The organism is Paracoccus endophyticus, assembly GCF_003286075.1.
GTDB lineage: Bacteria > Pseudomonadota > Alphaproteobacteria > Rhodobacterales > Rhodobacteraceae > Paracoccus > Paracoccus endophyticus.
Genome location: NZ_QLUV01000007.1, coordinates 58,631 through 76,303, shown reverse-complemented (window position 1 = coordinate 76,303; position 17,673 = coordinate 58,631). Strand labels below are relative to the sequence as shown.

Below are 17,673 nucleotides of genomic sequence, written 5' to 3'. Positions count from 1 at the left end.
GCTTCAGCCCTCCTTTGGCTCATACTGTGCTCGCCTGAGCCTGTTCCTAGCCTTGTCGAGTTCCTCTTCGGTGAAGAGGCTTCTCCAACGCGCCTCGGAGAGAACGACGGCCTCGACGGTCAGGTCGAGACGTCCCGCCTGCTGAAGTGTGGTAAAACCATCCGATTCCTGAGGCGCGTTAATAAGTCGCTTTGCGGTCAGCAGGCCCTTATCCCTGTACAGCATGCCCAGAAAGGCAGAGGCGTTGTAACGAACCTCGGTTTTCGCGCGGGTGTATATATCAAACATCGCAGCGTCGAACTGGGTGAGCAAAAACGGGTCAGCCACACTCCACCCCCGCCGTCTCCAGCACCGCATCCAGCAGCACATCCGCCCCCGCGCTGGCCCATTCCGGCGTGATCTCCTCGGCCTCGTTGTGGGACAGCCCGTCCACGCAGGGGCACATGATCATCACCGTGGGCGCGACCTTGTTGATCCAGCAGGCGTCGTGTCCGGCGCCGGACACGATGTCCATGTGGCTGTATCCCAGCCGGTCCGCGGCGTCGCGGATACGGGCGACCAGGGTTTCGTCGAAGGCGGGCGGGTCGAACTGGCCGACGATCCGGGACGCGAAGTCGCAGCCCAGCGCGGGGCACAGGGCGGGGGCGCGGTCCGTCAGCTCGTCCACCATCGCGGTCAGGGTGGGCAGCAGGTGGCTGCGGAAATCGACCGTGAAGACAACCTTTTCCGGGATGATGTTGCGGCTGTTCGGATAGACGTCGATGTGCCCGATGGCGCCCACGGCGTTCGGCTGGTGGCTCATCGCGATCTCGTGGACCAGTTCGGTGATCTGGGCCAGCGCGCGGCCCGCGTTGCGGCGCAGGCGCATGGGGGTCGATCCGGTGTGGCTGGCCTTGCCGGTCACGGTGATCTCGATCCAGCGCAGGCCCTGGCCGTGGGTCACGACGCCGATCTGCTTGTTCTCGGCCTCGAGGATGGGGCCCTGTTCGATGTGGTATTCGAACATGGCATGGATCGGGCGGCCCCCGACCGGCTGGTCGCCGCGCCAGCCGATCCGGTCCAGTTCCTCGCCGAAACGCTTGCCCTGCGCGTCCTCGCGGCTGTTGGCGAAATCCTCGTCCAGCACGCCCGCAAACACGCCCGAGGCGAGCATCGCGGGCGCGAACCGCGCCCCTTCCTCGTTGGTCCAGTTGACGACCACGATCGGGCGGCGGGGCGTGATCCCCATGTCGCGCAGGCTCCGCACGACCTCCAGCCCCGACAGCACGCCCAGAACGCCGTCGTACTTGCCGCCCGTGGGCTGGGTGTCCAGATGGCTGCCGATATAGACCGGGTCGGCGTCGGGGTCGGCGCCTTCCAGCCGCATGAACATGTTTCCCAGCCGGTCCACCTGCATGGTCATGCCGGCGTCCTCGCACCAGCGCTGGAACAGGCGGCGACCCTCGGCGTCGGCGTCGGTCAGGGTCTGGCGGTTGTTGCCGCCGGCGACGCCCGGCCCGATCCGGGCCATCTGCATCAGCGACTCCCACAGACGTTCGCCGTTCACGCGCATGTTGGCGGCGGGTACCGCCGCAGCCTCGTCCGAGGTCATGTCCCAGATCCTTCCTGTCGGGGCCGCGCACCTTCGTCGGGCGGGTGCGTCGGCGTCAGTGCTGCCGTTTCAGTTCCACCTCGACAAAGGCCATCGGCACGTCGCCGGCGTTGATGACGTTGTGTTCGGTCCCTACAGGCCGGCTGTAGCTGCTGCCCGCCGGGATCGTGGTCTCGCGCGTCTCGCCCTCGGGCAGTTCCAGCCGCAAAGGGCAGTCGGTCAGCGTGATGATCACGTAGTCCATTGCGTGGACATGCCAGCCGGTCTGCCCGCCCGGCGCAAAGTCGAAGCGGGTGACACGCACCCGCTCATCCTCGTGCTGCGGGGTGGCGGTGCAGCCCTGCATCAGGCCGCGGCCCTGAGAACCTGGCCCAGCGTGCCGATCAGCTCGTCGATCTGCTCCTCGCTGATGATCAGGGGCGGGGACAGCGCGATGATGTCGCCGGTCACGCGGATCAGGATGCCCGCCTCGAACGCGCGCAGGAACGTGTCGAAGGCGCGCTTGCCCGGCTGGCCGTCCATGGGCGCAAGCTCGACCGCGCCGATCAGCCCCATGTTGCGGATGTCGATGACATGGGGGTGGTCGGCCAGGCCGTGCAGCGCATTCTCCCAGTGCTGTTCCAGCGTGGCGGCGCGCGTCAGCAGCCCTTCCTCGGCATAGGTGTCCAGCGTGGCGATGCCCGCCGCCGACGACACCGGATTCCCGGAATAGGTGTAGCCGTGGAACAGTTCGATCACATGGTCGGGGCCGGACATGAAGGCGTCGTGGATCGCCCCCGAGGTCAGCACAGCGCCCATCGGGATCACGCCGTTGGTCAGCCCCTTGGCGCAGGTGATCATGTCGGGCGTCACGCCGAAGTGCTGGGCCGCAAACGGGCTGCCCAGCCGGCCGAAGCCGGTGATGACCTCGTCGAAGATCAGCAGGATGCCGTGCTTGCGGGTGATCTCGCGCAGGCGGTCGAGATAGCCCCTGGGGGGCAGCAGGACGCCGGTGGACCCCGCCATCGGTTCCACGATCACCGCGGCGATGGTGTCGGCGCCGTGCAGCGCGACGATGCGCTCCAGCTCGTCGGCCAGATGCGCGCCGTGGCTGGGCTGGCCGCGCGTCATGCGGTTTTCCGGCAGATGCGTGTGCGGCAGGTGGTCCACCCCGTTCAGCGCCGTGCCGAAATAACGCCGGTTGTTGACGATGCCGCCCACCGAGATGCCGCCGAAGCCGACGCCGTGATAGCCGCGCTCGCGTCCGATCAGGCGGGTCCGCTGCCCCTCGCCCCGCGCGCGATGATAGGCCAGCGCGATCTTCAGCGCGGTGTCCACCGCCTCGGACCCCGAGTTGGTGTAGAAGACGTGCTCGAGCCCGTCGGGCGCGATGTCCACGATGCGGTTGGCCAGCTCGAACGCGGTGGGATGGCCCATCTGGAAGGCGGGCGCATAGTCCAGCGTGCCCACCATCTCGCTGACGGCCTGGGTGATCCGCGGGCGGCAGTGACCGGCGTTGCAGCACCACAGGCCGGCGGTGCCGTCCAAGATCTGGCGTCCGTCGGCGGCCGTATAGTGCATGTCCTTGGCCGCGACCATCATGCGCGGCTGGGCCTTGAACTGCCGGTTCGAGGTGAACGGCATCCAGAACGCCCGCAGGTCGTTCGGGGCCGGCTTGCGATCCAGGGCCATGCGCTGTCCTTCCGCTGACGAAGCCGACCAGGCTGGTCCGCCGCTCATTCTTGACCATCTGGTCAGATCGACGCTAGCACGGGCCGGTATGCAGTCAAGCGGGCGCGATCGCCGCCGCCCGCGGAAAGGTGCGATGCCCGATTTGGACGCACAGCGAACCCGCATCCAGACCCGCAACCGCCAGGCGATCCTGGATGCCGCGCTGGAGGCGTTTTCCAGCAACGGCTATGCCGGCGTGACCATCGACCGCATCGCCGAAGGGGCCGGGCTCTCCAAGCCGAACGTGCTGTATTACTTCCCCTCGAAAGAGGCGATCCACCACGCGCTGCTGGACGGGCTGCTGGACCTGTGGCTGGCGCCGCTGCGCGACATGGACCCCGACGGCCAGCCGCTGGACGAGATCCTGGCCTATGTCGCCCGCAAGCTGGACCTGTCGCGCCGCTATCCGCGCGAAAGCCGCCTGTTCGCCCACGAGATCCTGCAGGGCGCGCCGCATCTGGCGCCGGTCCTGGGGGGGCAGCTGGCCGCGCTGGTCGCCGACCGGGCGGCGCTGGTCGCGGGCTGGATGGCGCAGGGGCGGCTGGCGGCGGCCGATCCGCATCACCTGATCATGTCGATCTGGGCGCTGACGCAGCATTACGCCGATTTCGACCTGCAGGTGCGCGCGGTCCTGGGTCCCGGCCATGACCCCTTTGCCGAGGCGGGCGCCTTCCTGGACCGGATGTACCGCAGGCTGCTGACGCCCTGAGGCAGCAGACTGCCGCAAAAACGGCCAGCCTCGGCCGGCCTGGGCAGGACCATCGGCGGATTGCAGAGCTTTCCGGCGGGGATCGTCATTCACGCTCTTGTCAACACAGCGGCGGCGGCGCAGACAACGCAGGCGCAACATGGGGCACATGATGACCGAGCCTGTCGTGGAACCGCGCGGCATCGACGCCGGAGAACAGTCCCCGCCAGTCGTCCCGCCGACCGCCCACCCGCTGCCGCATCCGCACCCTGACGCGACGCCGGGCGCGGCCCTGATCCTGGCCACCCTGGGCGTGGTCTATGGCGACATCGGCACCTCGCCGCTGTATGCCCTGCGCGAATCGCTGTTGCACGCCCATGAACACGGCATGGCCGAAACCGCCGTGATCGGCATCGTGTCGATGCTGTTCTGGACGGTCGTGCTGATCGTGACCCTGAAATACGTCGTGCTGATCCTGCGGGCCGACAACAACGGCGAGGGCGGCACCCTGTCGCTGGTCGCCAAGGCCCAGGGCGCGCTGCACCGGCGGACGTGGTGGCTGTATCTGATCGGCATCGTGGGCGTGTCGCTGTTCTTCGGCGACGCGATGATCACGCCCGCGATGTCGGTGCTGGCGGCCGTCGAGGGGATGGACCTGGTCTTCCCCGGATTTGCCCGCTGGGTCGTGCCCGTCACCCTGCTGATCGTCATCGCGCTGTTCTGGGTGCAGCGATCGGGAACCGAGGCGGTGGCGCGGCTGTTCGGGCCGATCATGCTGGTGTGGTTCGTCACGATGGCGGTGCTGGGGGCGATGCACCTGTTCGACGACGCCCGTATCCTGCAGGCGCTGAACCCGTTGCGCGCGGCAGGCTTCATCGCCGAGAACGGCTTTGGCGCGCTGCCGGTCATGGGCTCGGTCTTCCTGGCCGTGACGGGCGCCGAGGCGCTTTACGCCGACATGGGCCATTTCGGCCGCAAGCCGGTCCGCATCTCGTGGATGGCGCTGGTGTTTCCGGCGCTGACGCTCAGCTATATGGGGCAGGGGGCGATGGTGCTGTCGAACCCCGAGACCGCGTCGAACCCGTTCTTCCTGCTGGCGCCGCCGTGGTTCATGCTGCCGCTGGTGCTGCTGGCGACCGCGGCCACCGTGATCGCCAGCCAGTCGGTGATCTCGGGCGCGTTCTCGGTGTCGCAGCAGGCGGTGCAGCTGGGCCTGCTGCCGCGGCTGGAAATCCAGCACACCTCGGACCGGCAGCTGGGCCAGGTCTATCTGCCACGCGTCAACACGATCCTGATGGTGGGGGTCTGCGCGCTGGTGCTGGCCTTCGGATCGTCGGCGCGGCTGGCCAGCGCCTACGGGATCGCGGTGACGGGCGACATGGTCATCACCTCGCTCCTGGCCATCATCGTCTTCCGCTATGCGTGGAACTGGCGTTGGGTGACGGTGCTGGGGATCATGCTGCCGGTGCTGGCGATCGAGATCGTCTTCTTCTATGCCAACATCCTGAAGACGCTGGATGGCGGCTATATCCCGCTGATGTTCGCCGCGGTCGTCATCACGTTCATGGTGACCTGGGTCAAGGGCACGCAGAAGCTGCAGCAGAAGCTGTCGACCGAAAGCGTCAAGCTGGATTTCCTGGTGGGCAAGCTGGCCGACAGCCCGCCGGTCGTCGTGCCGGGCACCGCCGTGTTCCTGACCGCCGACCCCGACATCGCGCCGCCGGCGCTGATGCACAACCTCAAGCACAACCGCGTCCTGCACGAGCGCAATTACGTCGTGAAGGTCGATGTCGCGAACACGCCGCGCGTCCCCGATGACCAGCGCCTCCGGCTGGAGGTTCTGGACCCGCGCTTTTCCCGCGTCTGGTTGCGCTTTGGCTATATGGAGCAGCCGAACGTGCCCCGTGCGCTGGCCAACGCCAGGACGATGGGCCACAAGTTCGACATCATGTCCACGTCGTATTTCCTGAACCGCCGGTCCCTGCGCGTGGGCAAGGGGCGGCTGCTGCCGCTGTGGGCGGCGCGGCTTTACGCGGGGATGTATCGCTCGGCGTCCGAGCCCACGAACTTCTATCGCCTGCCGTCCAACCGGGTGGTGGAACTGGGCCAGCAGATCAACATCTGACGGGATGCCGGTGCCTGCCGTCACACAAGGGGGATGATGCGGCGACGGCGCCAGACCAGCAGGTACCACGCGCCCTGTCCGATCAGCAGCGCCGCGAAGTTGGCGACATAGGCCCACCAGATGCCGCCCAGGCCCATCTGGCGCGACAGCAGCACCGCCAGCGGCAGCTCGACCAGCAGGACGCAGCCCATCGCGATCAGCATCGGGGGGATGACCGTGCCCGACGCGCGCATGATGCCCGAAAAGATCGTGCCGGCCCCGAACAGCAGGGCCGACCAGCTGACGATGTGCAGCAGGTGCTGGGCCAGGTCCACCACCTCGGGGTCTGACAGGAACAGCGACACCACGGGCCGCGAGAACAGATAGACCAGCCCGACCAGACCCCCGGTCAGCGCCAGGTTCATCGCCATCGCCGTTCGCAGCACCGCGCCCAGCCGGTCGCTTTGCCCCGCGCCGATCGCCTGCGCGCCAAAGATCGACGCCGCGATCCCGATCGACAGCGCCGGAAACTGGGCATAGTTCTGGATCTGGCTGACCGCCCCATACGCCGCCGTCGCGTCCGATCCGAAGCGGTTGATCAGCCCCACGATGACCAGCCCCGACAGCGATCCGACCACCAGCTGCGCCCCCGTGGGCAGGCCGATGCGCAGCACGGCCCGCAGCAGCCCCAGGTCGGGCAGCAGGGCCGCCAGCAGCGCGCGTCCGGGCGCCAGCGGATGGCGGCGGGCGCGCAGCCACAGCCCCAGCACCGCCAGCCCCGCGGCCTGCGCGATCCCCGACGACCACGCCGCGGCGGCCACGCCCATGCCCGCCTGCCCGACCATCGCGACCGTCAGCACCCCCGACACCACGGTCGCCACAGCCTGCACCACCAGCGGCCGAAGCGAATCGCCCGTGCCGCGCAGCAGCGCGCCCGCGACGATGAACACGAACAGCACCGGCATCGTGGCAAAGGCCGCGCGCGCATAGGTCACGGCCGGCGCCATTATGTCGGGCGGCGTGCCCATCAGCCGCAGGATCGCCGGCGCCCCCAGCCATCCGCCGCCGCCGATCACCGCCGCCAGCCCCAGCGTCACGCCGATGGCGGTGCCGCCGATGCGTCGCACAAGCCCGATGTTCTGCGCGCCCCACGCCTGCCCGACAAGGACGCTGGCCCCCGCGGTCACGCCGATCAGAAAGGCGATGAAGAAGAACGCCACCGGCATGAAGGTCGCCATCGCGGCCAGCGCCCCCGTGCCCAGCATCCGCCCCACCACGATGGCGTTGACCGTCATCGACAGGGATTGCAGGATGTTCTGCCCGATCAGGGGCAGCAGAAAGACCAGGAACGCGCGCCACAGCGGGCCGGTGTGAAACTGCGGTCTGGGCGGCATCGCGGCGACCTTTTCGCTGGGGCGGGCTGCCCGGACCGCAGACCTAGCGGCGGGTCCGGGCGCGCACAATGCCCTGCGCGGTCAGGCCCCGCGCGGTCAGGGCGCCGCGGCCTTGCGCGCCCGGCAGGCCGCGACCGCCGCGGCGATGGACGCCTGCATCCGGGCGGTGGTCGGGGGCTCATACCCCAGCGCGCGGGCACGGGCCGAGGACATCAGCTTGGCGCGCATCCCCTCGGGCCGCGACAGGTCGTGGGTGAACCGGCCGCGCCAGCCTGCCGCACGCGCAACCATGGCGTACCAGTCGTTGACGGCGTGGTCCGCGTCGGCCCCCACGTTCAGCAGCCCCGGCAGGTCCGGCAGCCGCGGCAGCACCGACAGGATGAACCGGGCCAGATGGTCGGCGTCCAGGAACTCGCGCCGGGCGGTGCCGGTGCCCCAGATCTCGACCGTGTCGCGGCCGGCGTCCCGGGCGTCCACGACCTTGGTGATCGCCGCCGCCAGCAGATGCGCGGACGCCGAGCCGAAGTGATCGCGCGTGCCGAACAGGTTGCAGGGGATCAGCGTGCGATAGGCGACGCCCGCCTGCCGCGAGAGATGGTCGCACAGCCGCGCGCCGGTGATCTTGGCCAGCGCATAGCCCTCGTTCGTGGGCTCAAGGGGCGCGGCCAGGATGTCGCCCTCGACCAGCGGCTGGCGGTGGTCGCGCGGATACATGCAGGACGATCCCAAAAACAGCAGCCGCGGCACGCCCGCCTCGGCCGCGCCGCTGATGACGGCGTCGTTGATGCGCAGGTTCGCGGTCAGGAACCCCGCCGGGTCCGCGATATTGGCGGCGATCCCGCCCACCCGCGCGGCGGCGTGGATGACCGCGTCGACCGGGTTCGCCGCCAGCCAGTCCGCGACCGCCGCCCGATCCGCCAGGTCCAGTTCCGCGCGCGGGGGCGCCAGCAGCGTCACACCCGGCGCGACCTGCGGGGCCAGGTGCCGGATCGTGGTTCCCAGCATTCCCGATCCGCCGGTCAGCCAGACCCTCATGTGCGGGAATACACGTCTTCATAGCGGATGATGTCGTCTTCGCCCAGATAGACGCCGGTCTGCACCTCGATCAGCACCATCGGCACCTTGCCGGGGTTTTCCATGCGGTGAACCGCGCCCAGGGGCACATAGATCGACTGGTTTTCCGTCACCAGCGTCACGGTGTCATCCACCGTCACCCGCGCGGTGCCGCTGACGACGATCCAGTGTTCGGACCGGTGGACATGGCTTTGCAGGCTCAGCGCCGCGCCGGGATGGACGACGATGCGCTTGACCTGAAAGCGGTCGGCCATGACCAGCGTCTCGAACCAGCCCCAGGGGCGGTGGTCGCGCCGGAACGCCTCGGCCTGCCGGGCGCCCTTGGATTTCAGCGCCGCCACGGCCTGCTTGACGTCCTGCGCGCGGTCCATGTCGGCGACCAGCACCGCATCGTTGGTGGCGACCACCATGATGTTGGACAGGCCGATGCCCACGACCTCCATGTCGTCGTGTTCCGACCGCAGCAGGACGTTGTGGCAGTCGATGGCGGTGGACCGCGCGTCCGTGACCACGCCGCCCGCGGCGGGCGCGTCGACCTGGTTTTCGCGCCAGATCGCGTCCCAGCCGCCGAGGTCCGACCAGTGGTCGGCAAAGCGCACCACCGACAGCGCGTCGGATTTCTCCATCACCGCATAGTCGATGGACAGGTCCGGCAGCGTCCCCCACGGCTCGGGCGCCAGCCGCAGGAACCCCAGGTCGGGGCGCGCCTGGTCCAGTGCCGCCTGCACGGGGTCCAGGAACTCGGGCGCATGGGCGCGGAAGGCCGCGATCATGGTCGCGGCCGAGAACAGGAAGATCCCCGCGTTCCACAGGAACCGCCCGTCCGCCAGCATCGCCTGCGCGCGGCCCGCGTCCGGCTTTTCGACGAACCGGCGCAGGGGCGCGGGGCCGTCCGTGGCGTCGCCCTCGACCTCGAGCCAGCCATAGCCCGTCTCGGCCCGCGTGGGCTGGATGCCGAAGGTCACGATCCGCCCGGCCCGCGCCAGCGGCAGGCCCTGATCGACCGCGCGCCCGAACGCCTCGGCGTCGGGCACGACGTGATCGGATGGGGCGACCAGCATCACCGCGTCGGGATCGGTGCGCGCCAGATACAGCGCCGCTGCCAGCACGGCGGGGGCGGTGTTGCGGCCCGCAGGCTCGATCAGGATCGCGGCCGGCTTCAGTCCGATCTGATCCAGCTGCTCGGTGACGATAAAGCGGAAATCGGCGTTGGTCATCACCACCGGCGCGCCATAGCGCGGCCCCGACAGCCGCAGGGCCGACGCCTGAAACAGCGTCCGGTCGCCGATCAGCGGCGCGAACTGCTTGGGAAAGGACTTGCGGGACACGGGCCACAGGCGGGTGCCGCTGCCGCCCGACAACAGGACCGGCGTGATCTGGTTCATTCGACGATTCCATAGGCGCGGCGCGCAAGCCGCTCGGTTTCCAGAAGCCGCCGATCCTCGGCGACCATTTCCGCGACCATCTGCGGAAACGGCGTGGTCGCTGTCCAGCCCAGCGTGTCGCGCGCCTTGGCCGCGTCGCCGCACAGTTGCTCGACCTCGGTCGGGCGGAAGTAGACCGGGTCGATCTCGATCAGGCGGCGGTCGGTGCCGGCCTGATAGCCGGCCTCGTCCACGCCCGCGCCGCGCCAGTCCAGCGCCACGCCCGCCTCGGCGAACGCCATCTCGCAGAACTGGCGCACGCTGTGCATCCGCCCCGTCGCCAGCACGAAATCGTCGGCCACGTCATGTTGCATGATGCGCCACATCCCCTCGACATAGTCGCGCGCATGACCCCAGTCGCGCAACGCGTCCAGGTTGCCCAGATACAGGCGATCCTGCAACCCCAGGGTGATCGCCGCGACCGCACGGGTGATCTTGCGGGTGACAAAGGTTTCGCCGCGGATGGGGCTTTCGTGGTTGAACAGGATTCCGTTGGACGCAAACATCCCATAGGCGTCGCGATAGTTCACCGTGATCCAATAGGCATAAAGCTTGGCCGCCGCATAGGGCGAGCGGGGACGGAAGGGCGTTCTTTCCGATTGCGGGGTCTCGGCCACCGCGCCGTACAGTTCGGAGGTGGACGCCTGATAGAATCGGGTGCGTCGTTCCATCCCCAGCAGCCGGATCGCCTCGAGCAGGCGCAGCGTGCCGATGCCGTCGGCGTTGGCGGTGTATTCCGGCATCTCGAAGCTGACCTTGACGTGGCTTTGCGCGGCAAGGTTGTAGATCTCGTCGGGCTGGACCTGCGCGACCGTGCGGATCAGCGCGGTCGAATCCGTCATGTCGCCGTAATGCAGGTGGAACCGCTCGTTGCGGTGCTCGTCGATCTGCAGGTGGTCGATGCGCGCGGTGTTGAAGCTGGACGAGCGGCGCTTGATGCCGTGCACGACATAGCCCTTGGCCAGCAGCAGCTCGGCCAGATAGGCGCCATCCTGTCCGGTGATCCCGGTGATGAGGGCGGTTTTCGCGCTCATGCCCCTCAGCCCCGCGCCGCGACATCGCCCACCACCTCGCGCAGCCGCGCGATCTGGTCGGGGATGGGATAGTGGTGGTTGCCGGTGAACAGCCCGTCCGTGTCGATCGTCTCGGCTGCGGGCACCGGGCCTGCGACGCTGTGGTCCAGCTTGGCGATCACCGGGTTGGCCAGGAAGTTGCCCGCGACCACCGGGCGCGATTCGATGCCGGCCGCGGTCAGGGCGCGCACCAGCTCTGCCCGCCGTCCGGCCAGCCGGCCCCGCAGCGTCATGGCAAAGCCGAACCAGGACGATTCGCCGGTCTCGGCCTGGATGCGCACGTCGGGCAGGTCGGCGAACGCCTGCGCGAACAGCGCCCCGTTGGCGCGCCGGGCCGCCACGAATCCCGGCAGGCGGTTCAGCTGCGGCACGCCCAGCGCGCCCTCAAGCTCCAGCGGGCGCAGGTTGTAGCCGGGCAGCACGAACCGGAACTGGCGCACGAAGGGGTCGGGATCGACGGGCAGGTGCGTGTCCGGGGGCAGGTCGCGCACCCAGCCATGGGCGCGCAGCGACAGCAACGTGTCGTACAGCCTTCGGTCGTCGGTGACGATCATCCCGCCTTCCATCGTGCAGATGTGGTGCGAGAAAAAGCTGGAGAACGTGCCGAACAGCCCGAAGGTGCCGGCCTGCCGCCCGTCCAGCATGGCCCCCATCGACTCGCAGCTGTCCTCGGCCAGGATCAGGCCGTGGCGGTCGCAGATCGCGCGCAGCCGGGTCAGCGCGGCCGGGTTGCCCAGCAGGTTGACGGCCAGGACGGCGCGGGTGCGGGGGGTGATCGCGGCCTCGACCAGCGCGGGGTCGATGTTCAGGGTGTCGGCGTCGATGTCAACGAAGCGCAGCCGCAGACCGGTCTGGGTGACGGGGAAATAGGTGGTGGACCAGCTGACCGCGGGCACGATCACCTCGTCCCCCGCAGCCCAGCCCAGGTCGGGGTGCCAGAAGGCCGCGCCCACGGCCAGCAGGTTCGCCGCCGACCCCGACGATGCCATCACCGCGTAACGGCTGCCCGACCAGGCGGCGAAGGCCTGCTCAAAGGCGCGCACCTCGGGGCCCATGGTGAACCGGCCCGACCGGATCACACGGTCCAGCGCGGCGTATTCGGCATCGGCCCAGGTGGTCGAGGCGAGCGGATAGAACATGGCGATCCCTTCACGGCCGGGACATCAACCGGCCCGCAGGCGCTGTGTGCCCGGTTCAACCTGCGGTGTCACGGGCCGCAAGGGTGCGGGCGGCCGATTGTTCGCCGGTGCGGCATCGGCAACGCCGTGATTGTCGCCGCAGGGCAGGGTGGGGCACGGGACGGATCAACGCAAAAGGCCCGCCGATCGGCAGGCCCGTTGCATCCGCACGTCCGGTTTGCAGGGCTCAGCCGCCCCAGGTGCGCAGCGGACCGCAGTCCATGTGCACGAAGTTCGAGCGCGGGTACTTGCCGACGCCGCCCGCGCGGCAGGTGGCCGCGGCCTTGTACATCTGGCTGACCGAGCGGGATTTCAGCCGCAGGTCCGCGGCCTTGCCCGTCATGTGCAGCGAGTTGCGCGCCACGCCCGACGACCGCGACCGCAGCATGGCGTTGGTCTTGGGCGAGCGATAGCCCGACAGCATCATGTAGGGTTCATTGGTCTGCAGCAGCCGGTGGCTGGCGGCCGCGATGTCCACGGTGCGCGGGTCGATGCCGATCACCTGCCCGGTGCGCCAGTCGCGCATGAACACGTTGATCTCGTTCAGCGCGTCGCGAACGTATTTCCCCTCGACCCAATAGACGGTGTCGATGCTTTCGCCCGTCCGGCCCGAGTACATGCGGACCCGGCGATAATCGCCGGCCCCCCTGATGATGCCGAAGGCATTGGCCATCACCGGCGCCGCCGCGACCGTGGTCGCCGCGAATACGCCCAGAATGCCGCGACGCGAGAATTCGAAGGTCATGTTCAGATCCGCCTGTCCTGCGTTCGTTTCTGTGCCACCGGTGCGTGGCGGGGCCCGGTTTAGTCCGGAATGGATAACAATATGTCACCACCCGGGGTGTTGCGGAAGCGTCGTTCCGCCGGCTGGCGATTTTGTGCCCCGATCGGCGAAATGTCGCTTAGCACAACCTCGGCGGGAACCAAGCACCCTGAGTCTGTTCCATGTTTGCCACGTCAAGCGGGATTTCCCTTCGCTCGCGCGGGCGTGTGTGGACCGGCGGGCCGCGGGTGCGCATTGCTTTGGTCATGACCAGATCACCCTCCCAGACAGGCCCGTCCACAGCTTGCGCGCGAATCGATGGGCTTGGATCGGCACGGCGGTTGCGGCTGGTGGGTGCCGCCCTCCTTGCGCTGCTGCCCGCGGCGGCGCTGGCGCAGTTCTCGGCGCCCAAGCTGGATTTCACCGCCGATCAGCTGGCGCTGGCGCGGGCCGTGGCCCCCGATCCGGGGCTGGCGTCGTGGTACGGGCAGCGCGCGCTGGCGCCGGTGTTCGCGGGACCCCAGGCGGCCGCGCGCCGTGCCGCGCTGATCGCGGCGGTGGAAACGGCCCCCGCGCACGGTCTGCCGGCCGCGCGCTATGGGCTGGACCGGCTGCGGGCGCTTGACCGGCCCGACAGTCCCGCCGTCCGCGTCGAGGCGGCGTTCGCCCGCAGCTTTGCGGCCTGGGCCCATGACGTGCAGGGCGGCGTGCTGACCCCGCGCAGGATCGACTCGACGAACCGGCGCGAGGTGATCCGCACGCCGGTGGACGACCTGCTCGCGCGCTTTGCCGCCGCGTCCGACCCCGCGTCGGTGCTGGCGCAATTGCCGCCGCGCGATCCCCGCTATCGCATCCTGCAACAGGCGCTGGCCGACGAGGACGGGCTTTCGGCCCCCGAGGGCACGGCCCCGGTTCCCCCCGGCACCTGGCGCGAGGGGCTGAGGGGGGACGGCGTCGCCGCCCTGCGGGCCCGTCTGGCCTCGGTCGGGTTTGGGGCCGACAGCGCGGACCCGGCCCTGTTCGACCCCGCGCTGACCGACGCGGTGGCGCGCTTTCAGGACCGCGCCGGGTTGCCGGCGGACGGCGTGGCAGGCCCCCGGACGATCGCCCGGCTGAACCAGGGCCGCGGGGCGCGCACCCGCGCGCTGATGATCGCGCTGGAGCGCATGCGCTGGCTGAACGGCCACGACCTTGCGGCGCGCCATGTCTGGGTGAACCTGCCCGAATACACCGCCCGCATCGTCGAGGGGGGGCGGACGGTCTTCCAGACCCGCGTCGTCATCGGCAAGACCGACCACGCCATGCAGACCCCCGAATTTTCCGACCAGATGGAGCATGTGGTCGTGAACCCGCGCTGGAACGTGCCGCGATCCATTACCGTCAAGGAATACCTGCCGCGGCTGAAGGCCAACCGCAACGCGGCACGCCATCTGGACGTGATCGACGGGCGGGGGCGGGTGGTGTCGCGCGACGGCATCGACTTCGGGCGTTATACGGCGGCGAACTTTCCCTTTCGCCTGCGCCAGAAGCCCAGCGACGACAATGCGCTGGGCGAGGTCAAGTTCATCTTCCCCAACCCGATGAACATCTATCTGCACGACACGCCGTCGCGGGGCCTGTTCAACGAGACGCGGCGCGCCTTTTCGCACGGCTGCATCCGGGTCGCGCGGCCGGTCGATCTGGCGCACGAGCTGCTGCGCGGCCAGGTCGCCGATCCCCCGGCGCGCTATGCACGCGCCCGCGCCTCGGGCAAGGAAAGCTGGCTCAAGCTGGATCGGACGGTGCCGGTGCATCTGGTCTATTTCACCCTGATCCCGGACGAGGACGGCACCCTTCGCAGCTATCCCGACGTCTATGGGCGCGACGCCGCGGTCTGGGCGGGCCTTGAACGGGCAGGGGCGGCGGGCGCTCTGGAAACGGTGGCGCTGGCCGAGTAGAAGGTGCCCTCGACAGGAGGCGCCGATGACCCTGACCATGGCCGAACTTGCCCGCGCGCTGGACGCGCGCCTTTGGGGCGACGGCGCCGTCCGCATCAGCGGCGCGGCGGAACCCGCCGACGCAGGGGCCGTGCGCGACGGCGCCGGGCTGATCGCGATGGCGATGTCGCCCGCCTATGCCGCGCAGCTTGCCCCGGGCGCCGCCGCGCTGCTTGCCGAGGGGATGGACCCCGAGGCGCTGGGGCTGGCCGCCGCCGTTCTGGTCGGCCGCCCGCGGCTGGCGATGGCAGGGCTGACCCGTGCGCTGGACCGGGGCGCGGACATGGCGCCCGGCATCCACGCCAGCGCGGTGATCGACCCTTCGGCCGAACTGGCCCCGGACGCCGCGATCGGCCCCTTCGTCGTGATCGGGCCCGGCGTCCGCATCGGCGCACGGGCGCGCATCGCAAGCCACGTGTCGATCGGCGCAGGCACGCGCATCGGGGACGACGCGCTGATCCACGCGGGCGTGCGCATCGCCCATGGCGTCATGGCCGGCGACCGGCTGATCGTGCAGTCGGGCGCGGTGATCGGCAGCGACGGGTTTTCCTTTGTCACGCCGGGGGAATCGGGCGTCGAACAGGCCCGCCGCAGCCTGGGCGCGCAGGTCGAGGCGACGGACCAGCACTGGGTGCGCATCCATTCGCTGGGCGGCGTGACGCTGGGCCACGATGTCGAGGTCGGGGCCAACGCCACCATCGACCGCGGGACCATCCGCGCGACCCGGGTCGGCGACGGGACCAAGCTGGATAACATGGTCCATCTGGGCCACAACGTCCAGGTCGGCCGCGACTCGCTGCTGTGCGGGCAGGTCGGCGTCGCGGGGTCCGCCCGGATCGGGGACCGCGTGGTGCTGGGCGGGCAATGCGGGGTCAGCGACAACATCTTTGTCGGCGACGACGTGATCGCGGGGGGCGCGTCCAAGATCTTCACCAACGTGCCGGCCGGGCGCGTCATCCTGGGATCGCCCGCGACCCGGATGCAGACCCAGGTCGAGATGCAAAAGGCCGCGCGCCGCCTGCCGCGCATGGCGGCGCAACTGGCCGAGCTTCAGAAAACCGTTACACGCCTGTTGGAAAAGGGCTGACCCGGAGGTTTCCCATGTCGTCAGACGTCCACGATCGCATCGTCGCCATCATTGCCGAACAGGCCATGCTGGAACCGTCCGAAATCCAGCCGCAGATGACGCCGGCCGAACTGGGCATCGACAGCCTGGGGCTGGTCGAGTCGATCTTCGCCATCGAAGAGGCCTTCGACATCTCGATTCCCTTCAACGCCAACGAGCCCTCGCAGTCCGACTTCGACATCTCGTCGCTGGGCACGATCATCACGGCGGTCGAAAAGCTGGTCGCTGCCAAGGCATGAACGCAAAGCGCAAGGACAGGGGCAGGGGCCCGGACCGCCCTGCCTCGCCCCCGGTCGCGGCCGCAACCCCGGCCGCCCTGCGCGGCGGGCTGCGCCGCGTGGCCATCACGGGGGCAGGCACGGTCAACGCGCTGGGCCGCAGCGTGCCCGAGACGATGGCTGCGCTGCGCGAGGGCCGCTGCGGGATCGGAGAGCTGAACTTTCGCGACGTGGACCGGCTGTCCGTCCGCATCGGCGCCCAGGTCCACGACTGGGAGCCGGAGACCTATTTCAACCGCCAGCAGATTTCCCTGTACGACAAGTTCACCCAGTTCACGATGCTGGCCGCCAAGGAGGCGGTGATGCAGTCTGGCCTGACGTTCCACGGAGAGCTGGGCCTGTGTTCCGGCGTGGTGCTGGGCACGGCGGGGGGCGGGCTGAACACCTGGGACGAGAATTACCGCGCCGTCTATGAGGAAGGGAAGAACCGCGTTCATCCCTTCGTCGTCCCCAAGCTGATGAACAACGCCGCCGCAAGCCACGTCAGCATGGAGTTCGGCCTGCGCGGCCCGGCCTTTACCGTCGCCACGGCCTGCGCGTCGTCGAATCACGCCATGGGCCTTGCGTTCCAGATGGTGCGCTCGGGTGCGGCGCGGGTGATGCTGTCGGGCGGGGCCGAGGCGATGCTGTGCTTTGGCGGCGTCAAGGCGTGGGAGGGGCTGCGCGTCATGTCCAGGGACGCCTGCCGCCCGTTTTCCGCCAACCGCAACGGCATGGTCCAGGGCGAGGGCGCGGGCGTCTTCGTCTTCGAGGACTGGGACCACGCGACGGCCCGCGGGGCCGACATCCTGGCCGAGGTGGTCGGGTTCGCCATGTCCGCGGACGCCCAGGACATCGTGATGCCGTCCGCCCAGGGGGCCGAGCGGGCGATCGCCGGCGCCATGGCCGACGCCGGGCTGAACCCCGAGCAGATCGGCTACATCAACGCCCACGGCACCGGCACGGCGGCGAACGACAAGACCGAATGCGCCGCCGTGGCGCATGCCTTCGGCCATCACGCAGACCGGCTGATGATCTCGTCCACCAAGGCGATGCACGGCCATGTCATCGGCGGGACGGGCGCGATCGAGTTGCTGGCCTGCATCCTGGCCCTGCGCGACGGCATCATCGCCCCCACCATCGGCTATGAGGAGCCGGACCCCGAATGCGCGCTGGACGTCGTGCCCAACGTCGCTCGAGAGGCGCGGGTGGACGCCGTTCTGTCCAACGCCTTCGCCTTTGGCGGGTTGAACGCCGTGCTGGCCCTGCGCCGCGCCTGAGCGTGGCGCGGGGCCCCGGCGCACTTTCATTCGCC

16 protein-coding genes are annotated in these 17,673 nt (G+C 69.4%); 6 read left to right on the top strand and 10 right to left on the bottom strand.

Annotated features, from left to right (window positions below; all coding sequences use genetic code 11):
• Positions 1-3: 3 nt before the first annotated feature.
• From DPQ23_RS09870 to aptA, 4 genes are read right to left on the bottom strand one after another with little or no spacing between them, the layout of a single operon-like run.
• Positions 4-327 (bottom strand): hypothetical protein, encoded by a 324-nt coding sequence (locus tag DPQ23_RS09870; protein ID WP_205961431.1) that lies wholly within the window; start codon positions 325-327, stop codon positions 4-6.
• The gene (locus tag DPQ23_RS09865; protein ID WP_112874530.1) at positions 320-1,591 is read right to left on the bottom strand and encodes a Zn-dependent hydrolase; all 1,272 of its coding nucleotides are present in this window, start codon (positions 1,589-1,591) and stop codon (positions 320-322) included. Before DPQ23_RS09865 ends, DPQ23_RS09870 begins: the two co-directional genes overlap by 8 nt.
• 55 nt (positions 1,592-1,646) lie before the next feature.
• A complete protein-coding gene (locus tag DPQ23_RS09860; RefSeq protein ID WP_112874529.1) occupies positions 1,647-1,937 on the bottom strand; it encodes a cupin domain-containing protein in 291 nt (96 codons plus the stop codon).
• A complete protein-coding gene (gene aptA / locus DPQ23_RS09855; RefSeq protein WP_112874528.1) occupies positions 1,937-3,262 on the bottom strand; it encodes an omega-aminotransferase AptA in 1,326 nt (441 codons plus the stop codon). The genes DPQ23_RS09860 and aptA overlap by 1 nt, the downstream gene beginning before the upstream one ends.
• 133 nt (positions 3,263-3,395) lie before the next feature.
• Between aptA and DPQ23_RS09850 the strand changes: the two genes are divergently transcribed.
• A complete protein-coding gene (locus DPQ23_RS09850) occupies positions 3,396-4,010 on the top strand; it encodes a TetR family transcriptional regulator C-terminal domain-containing protein (protein WP_112874527.1) in 615 nt (204 codons plus the stop codon).
• A 148-nt stretch (positions 4,011-4,158) separates the two neighbouring features.
• Positions 4,159-6,114: a potassium transporter Kup gene (locus tag DPQ23_RS09845; RefSeq protein WP_240602610.1), complete on the top strand. Its 1,956-nt coding sequence runs from the start codon at positions 4,159-4,161 to the stop codon at positions 6,112-6,114.
• A 20-nt stretch (positions 6,115-6,134) separates the two neighbouring features.
• Here the strand turns inward: DPQ23_RS09845 and DPQ23_RS09840 are convergent, their stop codons facing one another.
• The 6 genes from DPQ23_RS09840 to mepK all read right to left on the bottom strand — a co-directional run bounded on the left by DPQ23_RS09840 (position 6,135) and on the right by mepK (position 12,981).
• Positions 6,135-7,487, bottom strand: coding sequence for an MATE family efflux transporter (locus DPQ23_RS09840; RefSeq protein ID WP_112874526.1), 1,353 nt, complete (start codon positions 7,485-7,487; stop codon positions 6,135-6,137).
• Between the two features lie 96 nt (positions 7,488-7,583).
• Entirely contained in the window at positions 7,584-8,522 is a 939-nt protein-coding gene (locus DPQ23_RS09835; RefSeq protein ID WP_112874525.1) for an NAD-dependent epimerase/dehydratase family protein, read from the bottom strand.
• A complete protein-coding gene (locus DPQ23_RS09830; protein ID WP_112874524.1) occupies positions 8,519-9,946 on the bottom strand; it encodes a mannose-1-phosphate guanylyltransferase/mannose-6-phosphate isomerase in 1,428 nt (475 codons plus the stop codon). Before DPQ23_RS09830 ends, DPQ23_RS09835 begins: the two co-directional genes overlap by 4 nt.
• Entirely contained in the window at positions 9,943-11,019 is a 1,077-nt protein-coding gene (gene gmd / locus DPQ23_RS09825) for a GDP-mannose 4,6-dehydratase (RefSeq protein WP_112874523.1), read from the bottom strand. The genes DPQ23_RS09830 and gmd overlap by 4 nt, the downstream gene beginning before the upstream one ends.
• A 5-nt stretch (positions 11,020-11,024) precedes the next feature.
• Positions 11,025-12,197 (bottom strand): DegT/DnrJ/EryC1/StrS family aminotransferase, encoded by a 1,173-nt coding sequence (locus DPQ23_RS09820; RefSeq protein ID WP_112874522.1) that lies wholly within the window; start codon positions 12,195-12,197, stop codon positions 11,025-11,027.
• Between the two features lie 226 nt (positions 12,198-12,423).
• Positions 12,424-12,981, bottom strand: a complete 558-nt coding sequence (gene mepK, locus DPQ23_RS09815; RefSeq protein ID WP_112874521.1) for a peptidoglycan L,D-endopeptidase MepK — start codon at positions 12,979-12,981, stop codon at positions 12,424-12,426.
• A gap of 368 nt (positions 12,982-13,349) precedes the next feature.
• On the opposite strand from mepK, the gene DPQ23_RS09810 reads away from it, so the two are divergent.
• From DPQ23_RS09810 to DPQ23_RS09795, 4 genes are all read left to right on the top strand, one after another.
• Entirely contained in the window at positions 13,350-14,936 is a 1,587-nt protein-coding gene (locus DPQ23_RS09810) for a L,D-transpeptidase family protein (protein ID WP_240602608.1), read from the top strand.
• Positions 14,937-14,961: 25 nt separating this feature from the next.
• Positions 14,962-16,062: a UDP-3-O-(3-hydroxymyristoyl)glucosamine N-acyltransferase gene (gene lpxD / locus DPQ23_RS09805; protein WP_112874520.1), complete on the top strand. Its 1,101-nt coding sequence runs from the start codon at positions 14,962-14,964 to the stop codon at positions 16,060-16,062.
• A 14-nt stretch (positions 16,063-16,076) separates the two neighbouring features.
• Positions 16,077-16,340, top strand: a complete 264-nt coding sequence (locus DPQ23_RS09800) for an acyl carrier protein (protein ID WP_112874519.1) — start codon at positions 16,077-16,079, stop codon at positions 16,338-16,340.
• A gap of 89 nt (positions 16,341-16,429) precedes the next feature.
• Positions 16,430-17,638 carry a beta-ketoacyl-[acyl-carrier-protein] synthase family protein gene (locus DPQ23_RS09795; protein ID WP_112874589.1) on the top strand — a complete coding sequence of 403 codons (1,209 nt, stop codon included), beginning with the start codon at positions 16,430-16,432 and terminating at the stop codon, positions 17,636-17,638.
• The last annotated feature ends 35 nt before the right edge of the window (positions 17,639-17,673 follow it).

Bases quoted from the DNA above. Each gene is read 5' to 3' on its own strand.
- DPQ23_RS09840 (WP_112874526.1), bottom strand. From the start codon at position 7,487: ATGCCGCCCAGACCGCAGTTTCACACCGGCCCGCTGTGGCGCGCGTTC.
- DPQ23_RS09820 (WP_112874522.1), bottom strand. From the start codon at position 12,197: ATGTTCTATCCGCTCGCCTCGACCACCTGGGCCGATGCCGAATACGCC.
- mepK (WP_112874521.1), bottom strand. From the start codon at position 12,981: ATGACCTTCGAATTCTCGCGTCGCGGCATTCTGGGCGTATTCGCGGCG.
- DPQ23_RS09860 (WP_112874529.1), bottom strand. From the start codon at position 1,937: ATGCAGGGCTGCACCGCCACCCCGCAGCACGAGGATGAGCGGGTGCGT.
- DPQ23_RS09830 (WP_112874524.1), bottom strand. From the start codon at position 9,946: ATGAACCAGATCACGCCGGTCCTGTTGTCGGGCGGCAGCGGCACCCGC.
- gmd (WP_112874523.1), bottom strand. From the start codon at position 11,019: ATGAGCGCGAAAACCGCCCTCATCACCGGGATCACCGGACAGGATGGC.
- DPQ23_RS09865 (WP_112874530.1), bottom strand. From the start codon at position 1,591: ATGACCTCGGACGAGGCTGCGGCGGTACCCGCCGCCAACATGCGCGTG.
- lpxD (WP_112874520.1), top strand. From the start codon at position 14,962: ATGACCCTGACCATGGCCGAACTTGCCCGCGCGCTGGACGCGCGCCTT.
- DPQ23_RS09850 (WP_112874527.1), top strand. From the start codon at position 3,396: ATGCCCGATTTGGACGCACAGCGAACCCGCATCCAGACCCGCAACCGC.
- DPQ23_RS09800 (WP_112874519.1), top strand. From the start codon at position 16,077: ATGTCGTCAGACGTCCACGATCGCATCGTCGCCATCATTGCCGAACAG.
- aptA (WP_112874528.1), bottom strand. From the start codon at position 3,262: ATGGCCCTGGATCGCAAGCCGGCCCCGAACGACCTGCGGGCGTTCTGG.
- DPQ23_RS09835 (WP_112874525.1), bottom strand. From the start codon at position 8,522: ATGAGGGTCTGGCTGACCGGCGGATCGGGAATGCTGGGAACCACGATC.
- DPQ23_RS09845 (WP_240602610.1), top strand. From the start codon at position 4,159: ATGATGACCGAGCCTGTCGTGGAACCGCGCGGCATCGACGCCGGAGAA.